14 protein-coding genes are annotated in these 15,825 nt (G+C 64.0%); 6 read left to right on the top strand and 8 right to left on the bottom strand.

Going from position 1 to position 15,825, the window contains the following annotated elements:
• Positions 1-67 precede the first annotated feature (67 nt).
• Positions 68-967 (bottom strand): hypothetical protein, encoded by a 900-nt coding sequence (locus BVH74_RS04035; RefSeq protein WP_080048826.1) that lies wholly within the window; start codon positions 965-967, stop codon positions 68-70.
• 130 nt (positions 968-1,097) lie between these two features.
• Between BVH74_RS04035 and BVH74_RS04040 the strand changes: the two genes are divergently transcribed.
• From BVH74_RS04040 to BVH74_RS04050, 3 genes are all read left to right on the top strand, one after another.
• On the top strand, positions 1,098-1,478 hold the full coding sequence (locus BVH74_RS04040) for a DUF2946 family protein (RefSeq protein ID WP_080048827.1): 381 nt from the start codon (positions 1,098-1,100) through the stop codon (positions 1,476-1,478).
• 77 nt (positions 1,479-1,555) lie between these two features.
• On the top strand, positions 1,556-3,718 hold the full coding sequence (locus BVH74_RS04045; RefSeq protein ID WP_080048828.1) for a TonB-dependent receptor: 2,163 nt from the start codon (positions 1,556-1,558) through the stop codon (positions 3,716-3,718).
• Positions 3,719-3,781: 63 nt separating this feature from the next.
• A complete protein-coding gene (locus tag BVH74_RS04050; RefSeq protein WP_080048829.1) occupies positions 3,782-5,254 on the top strand; it encodes a PepSY-associated transmembrane domain-containing protein in 1,473 nt (490 codons plus the stop codon).
• A 95-nt stretch (positions 5,255-5,349) separates the two neighbouring features.
• Here the strand turns inward: BVH74_RS04050 and BVH74_RS04055 are convergent, their stop codons facing one another.
• From BVH74_RS04055 to BVH74_RS04080, 6 genes are all read right to left on the bottom strand, one after another.
• Entirely contained in the window at positions 5,350-5,721 is a 372-nt protein-coding gene (locus BVH74_RS04055; protein WP_080048830.1) for a carboxymuconolactone decarboxylase family protein, read from the bottom strand.
• A 37-nt stretch (positions 5,722-5,758) separates the two neighbouring features.
• Positions 5,759-6,820, bottom strand: coding sequence for an AbrB family transcriptional regulator (locus tag BVH74_RS04060; protein WP_080048831.1), 1,062 nt, complete (start codon positions 6,818-6,820; stop codon positions 5,759-5,761).
• Complete coding sequence (locus tag BVH74_RS04065) at positions 6,813-8,333, bottom strand: tripartite tricarboxylate transporter permease (protein WP_080048832.1); 1,521 nt, start codon at positions 8,331-8,333, stop codon at positions 6,813-6,815. Before BVH74_RS04065 ends, BVH74_RS04060 begins: the two co-directional genes overlap by 8 nt.
• Before the next feature lie 2 nt (positions 8,334-8,335).
• Positions 8,336-8,791 carry a tripartite tricarboxylate transporter TctB family protein gene (locus BVH74_RS04070; protein WP_080048833.1) on the bottom strand — a complete coding sequence of 152 codons (456 nt, stop codon included), beginning with the start codon at positions 8,789-8,791 and terminating at the stop codon, positions 8,336-8,338.
• 61 nt (positions 8,792-8,852) lie between these two features.
• Positions 8,853-9,833 carry a Bug family tripartite tricarboxylate transporter substrate binding protein gene (locus tag BVH74_RS04075; RefSeq protein WP_080048834.1) on the bottom strand — a complete coding sequence of 327 codons (981 nt, stop codon included), beginning with the start codon at positions 9,831-9,833 and terminating at the stop codon, positions 8,853-8,855.
• A gap of 27 nt (positions 9,834-9,860) precedes the next feature.
• Positions 9,861-11,120 (bottom strand): OprD family porin, encoded by a 1,260-nt coding sequence (locus BVH74_RS04080; RefSeq protein WP_080048835.1) that lies wholly within the window; start codon positions 11,118-11,120, stop codon positions 9,861-9,863.
• A 148-nt stretch (positions 11,121-11,268) separates the two neighbouring features.
• Here BVH74_RS04080 and tctD point away from each other — a divergent pair, with 148 nt between their 5' ends.
• Both tctD and BVH74_RS04090 read left to right on the top strand, forming a co-directional pair.
• Positions 11,269-11,937, top strand: coding sequence for a two-component system response regulator TctD (tctD, locus tag BVH74_RS04085; RefSeq protein ID WP_080048836.1), 669 nt, complete (start codon positions 11,269-11,271; stop codon positions 11,935-11,937).
• Positions 11,934-13,337: a sensor histidine kinase gene (locus BVH74_RS04090; RefSeq protein ID WP_155121691.1), complete on the top strand. Its 1,404-nt coding sequence runs from the start codon at positions 11,934-11,936 to the stop codon at positions 13,335-13,337. The genes tctD and BVH74_RS04090 overlap by 4 nt, the downstream gene beginning before the upstream one ends.
• Here BVH74_RS04090 and BVH74_RS04095 read toward each other — a convergent pair.
• Positions 13,327-14,265 (bottom strand): AraC family transcriptional regulator, encoded by a 939-nt coding sequence (locus BVH74_RS04095; RefSeq protein WP_080048837.1) that lies wholly within the window; start codon positions 14,263-14,265, stop codon positions 13,327-13,329. The genes BVH74_RS04090 and BVH74_RS04095 overlap by 11 nt on opposite strands.
• Before the next feature lie 336 nt (positions 14,266-14,601).
• On the opposite strand from BVH74_RS04095, the gene BVH74_RS04105 reads away from it, so the two are divergent.
• On the top strand, positions 14,602-15,771 hold the full coding sequence (locus BVH74_RS04105) for an efflux RND transporter periplasmic adaptor subunit (protein ID WP_080048839.1): 1,170 nt from the start codon (positions 14,602-14,604) through the stop codon (positions 15,769-15,771).
• The last annotated feature ends 54 nt before the right edge of the window (positions 15,772-15,825 follow it).

Here is a 15,825-nt window from a genome sequence, read left to right on the forward strand (position 1 = left end):
TGTGTGCCCGACATTATCGCACGTCGGACGGACAACACGAACAGCCCTGCTGCGCAGGCGCGACCAATCAAGGTAGAGCGGTAGGCTCACCGGCGCGCTGCAGATAGTAGGCGCGCAGTTCATCGGCGAACGCCTGGTAGGTTTCCTCCGGAACCCAGCGCTCATAAAGCGCCAGCAACGCATCAGGTTCGGCGGCAATCTGGCGCACGGCCAGGTCCAGCCGGGTGGCTATCGCCCGGCCCCAGTCGCTGCGGGTACAGTAGATGCCGGTTTCCACCAGTTCGCGATGCTCCTGAATCGGCAGGCTCAACAGCGGGGCCTGAACAGCCAGGCGTCGGGTAATAGCCCGGGTAACGGTGGCAAACTCGAAGGTGAAGTCCAGCCGCCCGTGACTGACCATCAGCAACAGATTTTCACCGCTCAGGGCGCCGGTTACAGACTCCAGCCGCCCGACGGCCTGGGCTTCGCCGAACCAAGCGACAAGTGCTGGTGGGTAGGTGCGAAAACCTGATAGGCCACCGCGCAGATCGGTGTCGGCCAATAACCGGCTCAGCGACAGGCTGCCGTTCTCGAGCGGGAAGCGCTCGCGGTCGTCCTGGCGGATCACCGCCTGGATCGGCGTGCTGGCCATGAACGGGATGAAATAACCGATTTGATCGCTGTCAGCACGGCGCAGCAGCGGCATCGAGCAGAACGCCAGGCCCTGTTCCATGTCGTACTGCTGGCGCGGGCGGTTGGCCAGACGGTAACGTGGCTGCAGTTCCGGCAGCCGGGCCATCAGCAATTCCAGGGCTTCCATGGCAATACCGTCGCGCGGCTGGCCATCGACCAGATTGACCGCCCCGGGAATAGGCCAGAGGGCCCAGTCGAGTACCGCATCGGCCTCCTCGGCCTGGGTGCCGGCAACCACCCACATCAGCAGTGCCAAGATGATGGTCTTGTAAACAGGGAGCTTGAGACGCGGCATCGTCATTCCGACTACTGGATAGCTGCATACAACGGGTGCACCTGACATTATCGCACGCCGGGCGGGCCGCAATGTACAAACCGTGACACGCTGATTGGCGAACCGGCGTTGGCTTGCTAAATTTGCCAACATGCCCCTGAGCAAACAACAGCGCACCCATATCGCCCTGCTACTGTATCTGAGCATTCTGCTCAGCGGCTTTTCCTGTGCGCTCACCCACAGCGCCCATCTGGCACTGGGGTTGGCTCTGGGGCAGGTAGCGTTCTGTTCGCTGGGCGAGGGCCTGTCTGACGGCAGCCTGGTCGCCGATCCCATGCTCAAGGAGCACTCCGGCTCACCGAGCCTGCCCTTCAATTGCCCGCTATGCCAGCTCACGACCCTGAGCCTGACCCTGGTTCTGGCCTTGATCTGCCTGCTACGGCGGCGCCCGGCGCTGGTTCCGGCCTGGCCGCCGCTGCAGCCTCTGTCACCCCGCCAGGCCTGGCCGCCGGCCAATCCCCGAGCCCCCTAGTTTCGCCTGTTCCAACACCTTGATTGGCACCCGCAATGCGCGGGCGCCGCTCCGTGTCTGATACAGGATAACCATCAATGAAGCCCGAGTATTTCGCCATACTGCTGGCCAGCGCCAGCGGCCTCGCCCTGGCCGACCATGCCCCGCTGGAGCTACCCAGCAGCACCATCACCGGCACCGAAGCACAGTCTTCGGGGCTTAATCTGGACCAGCCGATCAGCACCGGCTCGCGGCTGGGGTTAACCCCACGGGAAAACCCGGCCTCGGTCAGCGTGGCCGACAGCGTCAAGATCGAGCGCATCGGCGCCCGTGACTTTCAGGAAATCGCCAACAGCCTGCCCGGCGTGAATGCCGCCGCACCGCCCGGGCATGGCGGCAACGTCGCCTATCGCGGCTTCAATGGCTCGCAGGTCAACCAGTTGTTCAACGGCATCAGCCTGCAGTACAACAGCGCCAATCGCCCGGTCGACAGCTGGATTTATGATCGCGCCGAACTGATCGGCGGACCCTCGTCCTTCGCCCACGGCAGCGGTTCGGTCGGCGGCACTCTGAACTACGTGACCAAGCTGGCCAACCGCGGCGCCAACACCAGCGAAACGCGCCTGCGCTATGCCCGCTTCGACCGCCACGAACTGGCCGTGGGTAGTAACCAGGCGCTCAATGACGACCCCGGCGCGCGGCACTACCTGCGCCTGGATGCCAGCCGTAGCGCCAGCAATGGCTATATCGACCGCCAGGAACGCGAGGCCAACAGCCTGGCGTTCTCGTTGCTCAGCGACCTGACCCCGCAGCTTTCGCACACCCTGGCTCTCGAGTATCTGGAGGAATGGGAGGACAGCCCCTACTGGGGCACCCCGACGCTCAACCCGCGCCAGGGCAAGCTGCGCATCGACCGCCGCACCCGGTTCAACAACTACAACGTCGCCGATGGCCGCTACGAGCAGCGCGTGCGCTGGCTACGCTCAATCACCGAGTATCAGCTGGCCCCCGGCAGCAGCCTGCGCAACACCTTTTACCACTACCGTGGCCAGCGTGATTACCGCAACCTCGAGGTCTACCGCTATACCCCCGACAACAGCGCGGTAGAGCGCTCGGCCGCCTACATGCAGCGGCACAGCCAGGAACTCACCGGCAACCGCCTGGAATGGCTGACCCATAGCCATCTGGGCCCGCTACCGAGTGACTGGGCACTGGGTGCCGACTTCAGCCGCAATCGCCAGACCCGTTTCCCGCTGTCGGTCAACGCACTGCTCGATAGCGTCGACCCCAACGGCTTTGATCCCGGCTCCTTCGATGATATTCCCGGCATCAGTCGTGGCTGGAACAAGGACCGCAGCAACCGGGTCGAGACCCGCGCGCTGTTCGCCGAAAACCGCCTGCAACTGCGCCCCGACCTGGCCCTGGTCAGCGGCCTGCGCTACGACCACATCGACCTGCGGGTGATCAACCACCGCACCGTCAGCGCCACCGACCCGGCTCGCTTCAACCGTCGCTGGGACGCCTTCACCGGGCGCCTGGGCCTGGTCTGGGACCTGACCGATCAGGCTATGCTCTACGTCCAGTACAGCACCTCGGCCGAACCACCCGGCGGCACCCTGACCAGTGCCAGCTTCACCCAGGTAAGCGATTTCGATCTGAGCACCGGTGAACAATGGGAAGTCGGCAGCAAGCTGGACTTTCTTGATGGTCGCGCCAGCGCCACCGTCGCGCTGTACCGGATCGTGCGTCGGGACTTCCCGGTCGCCGACCCGAACAACCCTGGCAGCACTGTACCGGTCGGCCAGCAGACCTCCGAGGGGATAGAGCTCGGCGCCTCGTTCAAACTGACCGAGCGCCTGCTGCTCGAAGGCAATCTGGGCTGGGTCGATGCGCGCTTCGATGATTTCAACGAGCGCAGCGGCAGCGACATCATCTCGCGCAAGGGCAAGACCCCCAGCAACATTCCCAAACAGGTCGCCAACCTGTGGCTGACCCAGGACTTCAACCGCCATTGGCAGGGCGGCCTGGATGCCCGCTACGTCTCCTCGGTTTACGCCAACCATGCCAATACCCAGTGGGTACCCTCCTATACCTTGTACGGCGCCTTCCTGCGCTACCGCTTCGACAGCGGCAGCGATCTGACCCTGCGCGCCCGCAACCTGACCGACGAGCAGTACGCCCGCTTCATTCACCAGAGCAACGGCCAGTACTACCTGGGCGAGCCACGCGACCTGGAGCTGACAGCGCATGTACGGTTCTGAATCAAGGCTGCACGGCCCGATCAGCACGGGAGAAGGATTGGGACGAAGGGGGAATAGCTGCCCATGAAACGCTATCTGTATCTCTGGCATCGCTGGCTGGGTATTGGCCTGTGCCTGCTACTGGCGCTGTGGTTCGGCTCCGGGCTGGTGATGCTGTATGTCGGCTACCCCAAGCTGACCCCAACCGAGCACTGGGCGCGCCTGCCGGTACTGGCGCTGGACGACTGCTGCGTGGAGCCGGGCCGGCTGATCAACGGGCTGGCCGGACCGGTCAACAACCTGCGCCTGACCAGTATCGCCGGCAAACCGCACTACCTGCTGAGCCAGGCTACCCGGGTCCGCGCCTTCGACGCCCGAACCGGCCAGCCGGTCGCGGCGCTCGACGCCGAACTGGCACTGGCCAGTGCCGCCCAGTTCGCCCCGGGCGTGGCCTTGCACTACCACGGGCTGATCGACGAAGACCCCTGGACCCATACCCGCAGCCTCGATCCGGACCGGCCGTTGCATCGGGTGCAGATCGCCGACGAACAGCGTCGCTGGTTATACATCTCCAGTGCCAGCGGCGCCGTGGTGCGCGATGTCACCGCGCTGGAGCGCGGCTGGAACTGGGTCGGCGCCTGGCTGCACTGGATCTACCCGCTGCGCGGCAACTGGCTGCAGCCGCTGTGGCACGACGCGGTGGTGTATCTGTCCGTGGCCGCCACTCTGCTGGCCGTGCTGGGTATGGTTGTCGGCCTGCTGCGCTGGCGGTTCAGCAAGCCCTACCGTAGCGGCTCGCGTTCGCCTTACCCCGGCGGCTTTGCCCGTTGGCATCATATCGGCGGACTGCTGTTCGGGCTGGTGCTGGTGGCCTGGATCTTCAGCGGGCTCATGTCGATGCGGCCATGGAACCTGCTGGCCAGCCAGACGGCCTGGTCGCAGGGCGGCTATCAGGCTGGCAACCTGCAGCAGGCCGTGTTCGACCTGCCTCTGCCCACGGCGCTGGCACGGCTGAACGCCAATGGCCCGCCAGTGGTCGAGCTGGAATGGCGCATGCTCGGTGGCCAGAGCTGGCTGATCGGCTACGCCGCCAATGGCCAGAGCCGGATCATCGCCCTTGAGCCTGAGGCCCAGGCCCGCACGCAACTGGATAGCAACGAATTGCTGGTCGCGGCTCAGGCCGGCCTGCCGGGGGTGGGCTGGCAGAGTGAATGGGTTGAGCGCTACGACCTCTACTATGTGGCTCGCGCCGAGCAAAGCATGTACGGCCACCGGCTGCGACCGCTGCCGATGCTGCGCATCCGCTTTGACGATGCGCCCGCCACTTGGCTGCAGCTCGACCCACACACCGGCGCGGTGCTGGATGTGCTGGACCGCAACCGCCGTCTGGCCCGCTGGCTGTTCAACCTGCTGCACAGCTGGGATCTGCCCTGGCTGCTGGAGCGCCCGCGCCTGCGCGAGGCAGTGCTGATCGGCTTCAGCCTCGGCGGGTTGCTGATCAGCCTCAGCGGTATAGTGCTCGGCTGGCGCCGGATCAGGCGCATAGCGCGGGCATGACCTCGGGCTTTCCTGGGAGCCTTGAGCATCTGCTCAAGACCAGGGATGCACCAGCTGCGCTGCGGGAGCAGATGCTCCCGCCTCCCAGGCTCGCCTCAAGCCTGGGCGTCGATTACTTCCTGCGCGGCGCGGAAGGCGTCGATGGCCGCTGGCACACCGGCATAAACCGCGCAATGCAGCAATGCCTCACGGATTTCCTCGACCGTGCAGCCGTTATTCAGCGCACCACGCACATGGCCCTTGAGTTCCTGCGGGCATTTCAACGCAGTCAGCGCCGCCAGGGTGATCAGACTGCGGGTCTTGCGGTCCAGCCCTTCACGAGTCCAGACCCCGCCCCAGGCATGCTCATTGACAAACTCCTGCAGCGGCTGGCTGAACTCGGTGGCGTTGCCCAGGGCGCGGTCAACGAAGGCGTCGCCCATGACTTCGCGGCGAACCTTGAGTCCGGGATTATCAGTATTGCTCATGCTGTCTCCTTGGCGTGATCACACAAATCAGCACAGCTTAACCGCTTTTGTCCCGCGCTTTCTCTGCCCCCGGTGGCACCCAGCAGCGATACAGCGGCTCGGCCAGGAACATCACCAGAAACAGTCGCAACACCTGTAGCGCGGTGACTAAGGCTACCGACAGGTGCAGGGCTTCGGCGGTCAGGCACAGTTCGGTGATACCACCAGGCATCATGCCAAGCATCAGGCTCAGGTCGTCGACCTCGGCAAACCAGCTCAACCCCTCAGCGGCGCCAGCAGCCACCAGCATCGCCAGCAGAGTGAACAGCATGACCCGCAGCAAAAACCCCGGCGCCTTGCCAAAGAAGGATCGATCAAAGTGACAGCCCAGGGCGCAGCCAATCAGCCACTGGCCCAGCTCTCCGGCACCGGGCGGCAAGGCCAAATCCAGCTCGAAGACAATGCTGGCACTGGCGCATACCATTAGCGGCCCAAGCATCCAGGGATTGGGTTGTTGAAGGCGGCGCCAGAGCAGGGCGGCCAGCGCTCCCAGCGGCAGCAGCACAGCCAGCCAGGCCCAGTCGACCCGGCCCGGCGGCGGCGGCGCGGGACTGGGCAGCCCCCAGGTGAACAACGCCGGAATGATCAGCACGACCAACAACAGGCGCAGACTGTGGGCGGCGGCGACCCGGGCTGGATTGGCCTGATGCCGAAGCCCCAGCACCACCATTTCACTGGCGCCGCCGGGCATGCTGGCGAACCAGGCGGTGGGCCGGTCGACCCCGGCGCGCAGCAGGATGGCGATACCGATCAGGCTGAGCAGGAAGGTGCCCATGGCGCCGAGCACAATCACCGGCCAATGCGCCAACATCTGGGCGAATACCGGGGCAGTGAAATGCAGGCCAATGGCGCTGGCAACGATCCATTGCCCGGCCTGCCGACCACCCGGCAACGGTGTGGCCAGCCAACCACAGCAACGCACGGCAATCACCGCCAGTAACGAGCCGACCATCCATGGCAACGGCCAGTCGGCGACACTGGCCAACCAGCCGCCGAGCAGACCGATCAGCGGCGTGGACCCGCGCTTGAGCAGGTCCACGCCGCTGATCGGATCAGGCATTGGCTGCGTCAGCCAGCACCTGGCGGGCCTTGCGTGCCCGATAACCGCGCCAGAACGGCAACGCCACCATCAGCGCCACCAGCGCCCACAGGGCCAGGGTGATCGGGCTGCTCCAGAGAATCGCCAGATCGCCGTTGGAGATCGACAGTGCCCGGCGCAGGTTGCTCTCCATCATGCCGCCAAGGATAAAGCCAAGCAGCAGCGCCGACAGCGGGAAGTCGAGCTTGCGCAGTACATAGCCAAACACCCCGATGGCGACCATCAGGAACAGGTCAAAGGTGGTGGCATGCACGGCGTAGACGCCGATCGAGGTGATGATCGCAATTGCCGGCACCAGTGCCCAGTTCGGCACCGCAAGGATGCGGGTGAACACCTTGATCATCGGCACATTCATGATGATCAGGATGACGTTGGCGACGAACAGCGAGGCGATCAGGCCCCAGACGATATCCGGCTGGTTCTGGAACAGCAGCGGACCGGGAGTGATGTTGTACAGGGTCAGGGCGCCGAGCATCACCGCGGTGGTGCCGGAACCGGGGATACCCAGGGTCAGCATCGGTACCATCGAACCGCAGGCCGAGGCACTGTTGGCGGTTTCCGGAGCAGCCAGGCCGCGCAGGTCGCCATTGCCAAAGTTGCCCTTGGGTCCAGCCAGGCGTTTTTCCGACATATAGCTGACCGCACTGGCCAGGGTCGCGCCGGCGCCAGGCAGAATGCCGAAGATGAAACCGGTCAGACCGCTGCGGATATTGGTGGCAAATACCGAGGCGCCTTCCTTGAAGTTGAACAGCATCCGCCCGCTGGCCTTGACCGCCGCCTGGCCGTGATGGGTACGCTCCAGCAACATGAGGATTTCACTGACACTGAACAGCCCCAGCACCAGCACCACGAACTGAATGCCGTCGGCCAGCCCCAGACTGCCGAAGGTGAAGCGGTAGACGCCGCTGTTGGCGTCGATGCCGATACACGACAGCAGTAGACCGATCACCACCGCCACGGCGGTCTTGACCGGCTTGTTGCCGGCCATCCCGGCCAGGCAGACGATGGCGAACACCATCAGCATGAAATATTCGGCCGGGCCAAAGGACACCGCCCACTGGGCCAGCAGCGGAGCAAAGGCAACTACCCCGAGGGTAGCGATCAGGCCACCGATAAATGAACTCCAGGCCGAGATCGACAGGGCGATACCGCCCTTGCCCTGACGCGCCAGCGGGTAACCGTCCAGGGTAGTCATCACCGCCGAAGCTTCGCCGGGAATATTGAGCAGGATTGAGGAAATCCGCCCGCCGTACTCGCAACCCAGATACACCGAGGCGAGCAGGATCAGCGCGGTTTCCGGTGGCAGACCGAGGGCAAAGGCCACCGGAATCAGCAGCGCCACCCCATTGATCGGGCCCAGACCCGGCAACAGACCGACCACGGTTCCGATCAGGGTGCCGGACAGGGCAGTGATCAGGTTGTTCGGGCTCAGGGCCACACCAAAGCCCTGGCTGAGATAACTGAGGGTATCCATGATCAGAACTCCAGCCCGGCCAGCACGCCGAGCGGCAAGGGAACATCGAGAATGCGGTCGAACAGCAAATACAGACCAATGCCGAGCACCACCGCGAGAATTGCCCCATGCAGCCAGCGACCGCCGAACAACCGGCACATGGCCAGGGCAAACAAGCTGCTGGTGACGATGAAGCCCAGCAGCTCGAACAGGGCCGCCATGGCCAACAGAAGCAGCAGACACAGACCGACCTTGCCAAGCACGGCCGGCGCCGACAGCGTCTCTTCATCCGCGCCACGCTCCAGCGTCGGCTTGCAGACAATCAGCAGAGCACCGGCCGCCAGCAGGCCGAGCAGCAACAACGGATAGGCGCGCGGCCCGACCGGCTCGTAGGAGAACGGGGCATGGTAGCCCCAGGCAATCCAGGCCAGGCAGGCGCTGACCAGCAGCAGGCACGCCGCGAACAGGCGATGGTACATGGCGGTATCCTCGCGGAAGCGGCCGGCGGGCAGCCGGCCTTAAGGGAACGTCAGGAGAGAATTACTGGGTCAGACCGAACTCGGCGGCCAGTTGCTTGAGTTCGGCGACCCGCTGCTTGACGTAGCTATCGAGCTCGTCGCCGGTCAGCGCGAAGGGGAACAGCTCGCGCTGCTCACGCAGTTCGGCGAAGTCTTCGGAGGCCAGCAGGTCATCGAAGGTGTTCTTCCACCAGGCGTAGTCGGCGTCGCTGACCCGCGGGCCCATGTAGAAGCCACGGATTACCGGCCAGGTGACGTCATAGCCCTGCTCTTTGGCGGTCGGAATGTCGGCGACAGACGCGCCCGGCAGACGCTCTTCGGACATGATCGCCAGAATCCGCATGCTACCGCTTTCAATATGCGGCACCGAGTCGGAGATGTCGGTACTGGCGACCTGGATATGACCACCGAGCAGCGCGGTGGCCAGTTCGCCACCACCTTCCATGGCTACATAACGCAGGCGGCTCGGATCAATCCCGGCGGCGCGGGCGATCAGCGCGGTTTGCATCCAGTCCTGGCCACCGACGGTACCACCAGAGCCAATCACTACCTTGCCCGGATCAGCCTTGAGCGCGGCCACCAGATCATCCAGGGTCTGGAATTCGGAGTCGCTACGCACGGCGATGGCGCCATAGCTGGAGCCGATTGCGGCCAGCCACTTCACCGCATTTTCATCGAAACGGCCAAACTTGCCCTGGGCCAGATTGAGCAGCGACCCGGTCGAGAATGCGGTGATGGTGCCGCCCTCGGCTGCACGCTGGGCAACCACGGCATTGTAGGCCACTGCGCCGACGCCGCCGGGCATATAGGTGACGCGCATCGGCCGGCTGATCTTCTGGCTGTCGAGCAGCGCGCTCTGGGCCAGCTTGCAGGTCAGGTCAAAGCCGCCGCCGGGCGAGGCCGGGGCAATACATTCAGGACGTCGCGGCTCGTCGGCCAGGGTGTAGTTGGCCAGACACAGGCAGGCGGCCGCCATCAGGGTGGAACGCAGAACGGATTTCATGGGAGTTCTCCTCTGTTCTTATTCTAGTTACCAGATCGGCAGCGTGTAGCTGACGATCAGGCGGTTCTCATCGGCATTACGGGCAAAGCTGGAACGGTAGCTCGCGTTGCGCCAGCGCAGCCCGACATTCTTCAGCGGACCGTCCTGGATTACGTATTGCAGCTCGCTGTTACGCTCCCATTCACGGCCTCGCTCGCCATTGACCAGACGTGCCTGATCGCCCTTGATGTAGCGGCTCATGAAGCTCAGGCCGGGGATGCCAAGCTGCTTGAAGTCATAGTCGTAACGCAGTTGCCAGGAGCGCTCGCCGGCTTCGGCGAAGTCGTTGATCTGCACGAAGTTGACCAGGTAAGGGTTGCTGCCATCGATATAGGGGAAGGCGCTGTCACCACGCATTTTCTGCAAGGCCAGCATCAGCCGATGGCCATCCTGGGCGTAACCCAGAGTGCCCTGCCAGGCCTGGTTGTCGATCTTGCCGGCACGGGCCGAGCCCTGGTCGTCGGAGACCGCGACCCGCAGCTCGCCGCGCAGTTGGCCGGCAGCCAGCGGGCGCTGGTGGTTGAGCGAGAAAACCTGTTGGCGGTAGATATCATCCAGTTGTGCCAGATGGTAACTGCCCGCCAGGCCGGGCACGAACGTGTAGTTCAGCCCCACCCAATCAAAGTGGTCGGCACTGAAACGGCCACCGAAGCGGCGGTTTTTGTTGTTCAGCGCAATGTCCTGGGCATCGGTCGAGTCACGATCCTTGGCCTTGGTCAGCCGTCCGAGGCTGATACCCAACTGGTCAATTTCATTGACGTTGACCATGCCACCCTCGAAGGTCTGCGGCAGGATGCGACTGTCGTTGGGCTGCAGGACCGGCAGCTTGGGCATCAGGGTGCCCAGGCGCAACTCGGATTCGGAGATCCGCGCCTTGGCGGTCAGTCCCAGCTTGCTGTATTCGTCGGCGGCGCGCCCATCGTCGTGGGTTGGCAACAAGCCGGTGCCGGTACGTCCGCGCCCGGAGTCCAGCTTGACTCCAAGCAGGCCCTGGGCATCAAGGCCGAAGCCGACCGGGCCCTGGGTATAACCGGACTGGATATTGAGTAGAAAGCCCTGGGCCCACTCCTCGCGCTTGGACTGGCCAGTGCCTTCACGGAAATCGCGGTTGAAATAGATATTGCGCAGTTCCAGATTGGCGCTGCTGCCTTCGATAAAGCCGTCGGCCAGAGCCAGCGGGCTGGCGATCAGACAGGACAGGGTAGCGGTACAGGCCAGGCGCCAACGCGCCAGCGGGATGCTTGTCATGGGGCGTGTTCTCCATTGTTTTTGTTGTCGGTCTACTCGACCGTGGAGTGATGCTATGCGCCCAACCTTTCACCAACCTGTCATCATGCCGACGACTGATCTGCGGTGTACACTCAGGCCTGAACACAGAGCTACAGCGAGGATCACCGTGCGTATTCTGCTGGTCGAAGACGACCCCGAACTGGCCGATAGTCTGACCCGCGCACTCAAGGCGGCGGGCTGGACCGTGGACACCCTGCACGATGGCGTGGCCGCCGATCTGGCCCTGCGCAGTGAGGACTATGCGCTGGCGATTCTCGATGTCGGCCTGCCCAGGCTCGACGGTTTTGACGTGCTGCGGCAGTTGCGAGAGCGCGGTCAGACCCTGGCGGTGCTGATGCTCACGGCCCGCAGTGAGGTCAACGACCGGGTGCGCGGGCTGAATCTGGGCGCCGACGATTACCTGGCCAAACCCTTCGAACTCAGTGAACTCGAAGCCCGGGCCAAGGCGCTGCTGCGGCGCAGCCTGATGGGGGGTGAGCGCCAGCAGCACTGCGGCCCACTGATTTACGACCTCAACGACCGGCGCTTCAGCCTGGATGGCCAGCCACTGCAACTGCCATCACGTGAGCATGCGGTTCTCGAAGCCATGATCGCTCGCCCCGGACGGGTCATGAGCAAGGATCAACTGGCCGGCAAGGTGTTCGGTCTGGACCAGGACGCCAACCCCGAGGCGATTGAAATCTATATTTCCCGGCTGCGGCGTAAGCTCGACGGCAGCCCGGTGCGAATCGTCACCTTCCGTGGCCTGGGTTATCTGCTCGAGGCCGCCACGTGAGCAGTGCCGGCAGCCTGCGCTCCAGCTTGCTGCGCTGGCTGGCACTGATGTTGGCGATTCTGCTGGTGCTGGTGGGCGATCGCGGCTATCGCAATGCCCAGCGTGCGGCGGATACCGCCTACGATCGCTCGTTGTTGTCCTCGGCACGGGCAGTGGCCGAACGACTGTACGATGCCGACGGCGAACTGTTTGTCGACGTGCCCTATATCGCCCTGGACAACTTTGCCTACGACATCTCCGGCCGGCTGTACTATCAGGTGCTCAACCCCCAGGGCCAGACCCTGTCGGGCTTCGAAGATCTGCCGGCGCCTCCCGAGGATGCCGAACTGACCCGCGATTACCCGGCACTGGCGCGTTTCTACACCAGCGACTATCGCGGCAACGGCGTACGGCTGGTCAGCTTATTGCAACCCGTCAGCACTGCCAGCGTCCAGGGTGTGGCGGAGATCCGGGTGGCCGAAACCCTGGGCGCGCGCGAACGCATGGCGCGCAACCTGCAGCGTCAATCGCTGATCAACCTTGGCGTGCTGGCCGCCAGCGCTCTGCTGCTGTCGTGGCTGGCGGTCAGCGCCGCACTGACACCGCTTCGCCGGCTGCGCGATCAGGTCGCCAGCCGACGCAGTGACGACCTGCGCCCGATCAGCACCGAAGGGTTGCAGCGCGAAGTCCAGCCACTGGTCGAGTCGATCAACCATTTCACCGGCCGGTTACGGGAAAACTTCGAGCGCCAGCGCGATTTCATCGCCGAAGCCTCGCACGAACTGCGGACCCCGCTGGCCGGGCTCAAGGCCCGACTGGAACTGGGTTTGCGCAGCGACGACCCGCAGGCCTGGCGCCAGGCGCTGGAAGAAGGCTTGCTCAGCACCGATCGGACCATCGGCCTGGCCAACCGCCTGCTGTCGATGGCCCGGATCGAGCGCGGCGCCCGCGCGGTAGCCGAAGGCAGCGCCGAACGGGTCGCGCTGAGACCGCTGATCCAGGAGCTGGGCATGGCGCTGGCGCCATTGGCCCATCAGCGCGGGATCGAACTGGCGCTGGAAGCCGAGCACGATGCGCAGATCTGGGGTGAACCCACCCTGCTGCAGGAACTACTGAGCAACCTGATCGACAATGCCCTGGCCCATACCCCCACGGGCGGGCAGATTATTTTGCGCCTGGGCCCGGGCCCGAGCCTGGAAGTCGAAGACTCCGGCCCGGGCATTCCCGAAGCCGAGCGCGGCAAGGTCTTCGAACGCTTTTACCACCAGGGCGAGGGCACCGGTCTGGGGCTGTCGATCGTCGGCGAAATCTGCCGCGCCCACCGCGCCGAAATCAGCCTGCACAGTGGCACGATACTAGGCGGACTGCTGGTGCGGGTGGTGTTTGCCGAAGGCATGCTGGTCGAGCCAGTCAGGCCCTGACCTCCAGCCTCGGCTCACGGCGCAGCTTGTCGACATCGGCACGCGGTGGAGCGCCGAACAGGCGGCTGTATTCGCGACTGAACTGCGAAGGGCTTTCATAGCCGACCCGATAACTGGCGGTGGCGGCTTCCAGGCCTTCGCCGAGCATCAGTCGGCGCGCTTCATGCAACCGCAGCTTTTTCTGGAACTGCAATGGCGACATCCGGGTGACCTGCTTGAAACTGTGATACAGGGTCGACTCGCTCATGTTGACCTCGTCGGCCAGCTCGCGAATGCGCAGCGGTTCGCTGAAGCGCTCCTTGAGTCGGCTGATGACCCGCGCCACACGCTGGGCCTGGCTGTCGGCGCGCACGAACTCCTGCATCCGCGGACCCATTTCACCAACCAGGGCGCGATAAATGATCTCGCGGCGAATCAGCGGTAACAGAATGCGTGCATCAGCGGGTGAGTCAAGCAGGGCCACCAGTCGGGTCATGGCATCGAGAATGGCAAAATCAGCCTGCCCAACGCACACCCCGCAGCCCATGCCCGGGCAGTCGCTGTCACTGCGTCGGGGCGGCAGGTCCTGGCCCAGCTCCATGACCAGCTCGGCGACCTCGGCCGGGTCGAAATCGAATTTGACCGCCAGATAGGGGGTTTCCGGACTGGCATCAATGATCTGGCCGATTACCGGCAGATCGACGCTAGAGATCATGCAGCTCAGCGGTTCATAGATGATCTCGCGATCGCCAAAGCGCACGCTCTTGCGACCTTGGGCGATGACGCACAGTGAGGGCTGGTAGACGGCCGAACTGCAACTGCTCGGCCCATCACCTCGGAACAGCGCCAGACCGGGAATGGCGGTCTCGCTGAAGCCTTCTTCGGGCATGTGAGCCAATACCAGATCGGCCAGTTTGCGGCACAAAGGGTGGTTGGGCTGATCGCTCATCGGAGTGCTCCACAGGGTTCATCGCGAGTATACGCAGGATCAGACAATCGCTAATACCCTTCCGGCAGCTTTGCAGGATCAGGCAATAATTCGGCAGAAATACGCAAACCCTTGTCACACAGGCTTCATTTAAGCTCATAGAAACCATTCAATGCCCTCCCATGGGGCAAGCAGGAATGGTGCAAAAATAACGCACTGCAGAATCAGGCAATCAATTCGCAGTAATCCGCTATCACCCCATCTGCCTCTAACCCTAAGGTAAGCCTCTCGGTTAGCCATCACCTTTACATGGTGCCGTTTCTTCACGATGAGCCCGACAAGGGAAGTGAGCAAGTCATGCATACCCGTATCATTCCATCCACCCTGGCATTGCTGGGTGCCGCCTGGTTGCTGTCTCAACTCTCCGGCTGCGATGCGCGCGGACAGGAAACAGCCATGGAGCCTGAGCCCGCCACAGTCCAGGTAGCTGAGGTCGAAATCCGCGACACTACTCTGTGGGGCAGCTTTACCGGCCGCCTGGTGGCGCCCCAAACGGTTGAACTGCGCCCACGGGTCAGCGGCTATATCGATCAGGTCCGTTTTGAGGAAGGCGAGCTGGTCAACCAGGGCGATGTGCTGTTCATCATCGATCAGCGTCCCTACCAGGCCCGCGAGCGTGCGGCGGCTGCCGAGCTTGAGCGCTTGCGCAGCCAATTGGCGCTGAGTACCAGCGAGGCCAGGCGCGCCGAACTGCTGTGGGAACGCCGAGCCATTTCACGCGAGGAGTTCGAGCAGCGCAGCGCCGCCCAGTCCATGGCCCAGGCAGCGCTGAACGCAGCCCAGGCGGCGCTCGACAGCGTCCGGCTGGATCTGCACTACACCGAAGTGCGAGCGCCGATCAGCGGTCGAATCGGTCGTGCTCTGGTAACCCCGGGCAACCTGGCCAGCGCTGACACCACTGTGCTGACCACGCTGGTGTCGGTCGACCCGCTGCACGTCTATTTCGACGGCGATCAGCAAACCTCACAGACCAGCCAGGCGCTGCTGGCCACCCGGCCCCAGATGCCGGTACGCGTCAGCCTGCCGGGTGAGCGCAGCTATTCCCACTCTGGCCATCTGGACTTCATCGACAACCAGCTCAACAGCGCCACCGGCACCCTGCAGTTCCGTGCAGTTCTGGCCAACCCTGATGGTCTGTTGCGTCCAGGGCAGTTTGCCCGGGTGGAAATGCCCATCGCCGCACTGGAGCAGGCGATCCTGATCGACCAGAAGGCCATTCTGACTGACCAGGACCGGCGTTATGTCTATGTGCTGGATGACGACAACCGTGCGCAGCGGCGGACCGTGCAGACCGGCCAGCAGGTCGACGGTCAATTGCTGATCCGCAATGGCTTGCAGCCTGGCGATCGGGTCGTGGTCAACGGCCTGCAACGGATCATGTACCCCGGCATGCCGGTAACCCCCGAGCCGGTCGTTACCCCGGCCCCGACCCGGGTGGCCCAGTTGACCGAGCCGCTACAACTCTAATCCCAAAACCATTCCATGATGTATGTACGGGCGCGCCCAGAGGCGCGTCCCGGG

The sequence above is a fragment of the Halopseudomonas phragmitis genome (assembly GCF_002056295.1).
In the GTDB taxonomy this organism is placed as follows: Bacteria; Pseudomonadota; Gammaproteobacteria; order Pseudomonadales; family Pseudomonadaceae; genus Halopseudomonas; species Halopseudomonas phragmitis.

Coding starts and splice junctions, on each gene's coding strand:
- BVH74_RS04080 (WP_080048835.1), bottom strand. CDS start 11,120: ATGACAAGCATCCCGCTGGCGCGTTGGCGCCTGGCCTGTACCGCTACC.
- BVH74_RS04055 (WP_080048830.1), bottom strand. CDS start 5,721: ATGAGCAATACTGATAATCCCGGACTCAAGGTTCGCCGCGAAGTCATG.
- BVH74_RS04105 (WP_080048839.1), top strand. CDS start 14,602: ATGCATACCCGTATCATTCCATCCACCCTGGCATTGCTGGGTGCCGCC.
- BVH74_RS04070 (WP_080048833.1), bottom strand. CDS start 8,791: ATGTACCATCGCCTGTTCGCGGCGTGCCTGCTGCTGGTCAGCGCCTGC.
- BVH74_RS04050 (WP_080048829.1), top strand. CDS start 3,782: ATGAAACGCTATCTGTATCTCTGGCATCGCTGGCTGGGTATTGGCCTG.
- BVH74_RS04095 (WP_080048837.1), bottom strand. CDS start 14,265: ATGAGCGATCAGCCCAACCACCCTTTGTGCCGCAAACTGGCCGATCTG.
- BVH74_RS04035 (WP_080048826.1), bottom strand. CDS start 967: ATGCCGCGTCTCAAGCTCCCTGTTTACAAGACCATCATCTTGGCACTG.
- BVH74_RS04045 (WP_080048828.1), top strand. CDS start 1,556: ATGAAGCCCGAGTATTTCGCCATACTGCTGGCCAGCGCCAGCGGCCTC.
- BVH74_RS04075 (WP_080048834.1), bottom strand. CDS start 9,833: ATGAAATCCGTTCTGCGTTCCACCCTGATGGCGGCCGCCTGCCTGTGT.
- BVH74_RS04060 (WP_080048831.1), bottom strand. CDS start 6,820: ATGCCTGATCCGATCAGCGGCGTGGACCTGCTCAAGCGCGGGTCCACG.
- BVH74_RS04040 (WP_080048827.1), top strand. CDS start 1,098: ATGCCCCTGAGCAAACAACAGCGCACCCATATCGCCCTGCTACTGTAT.
- BVH74_RS04065 (WP_080048832.1), bottom strand. CDS start 8,333: ATGGATACCCTCAGTTATCTCAGCCAGGGCTTTGGTGTGGCCCTGAGC.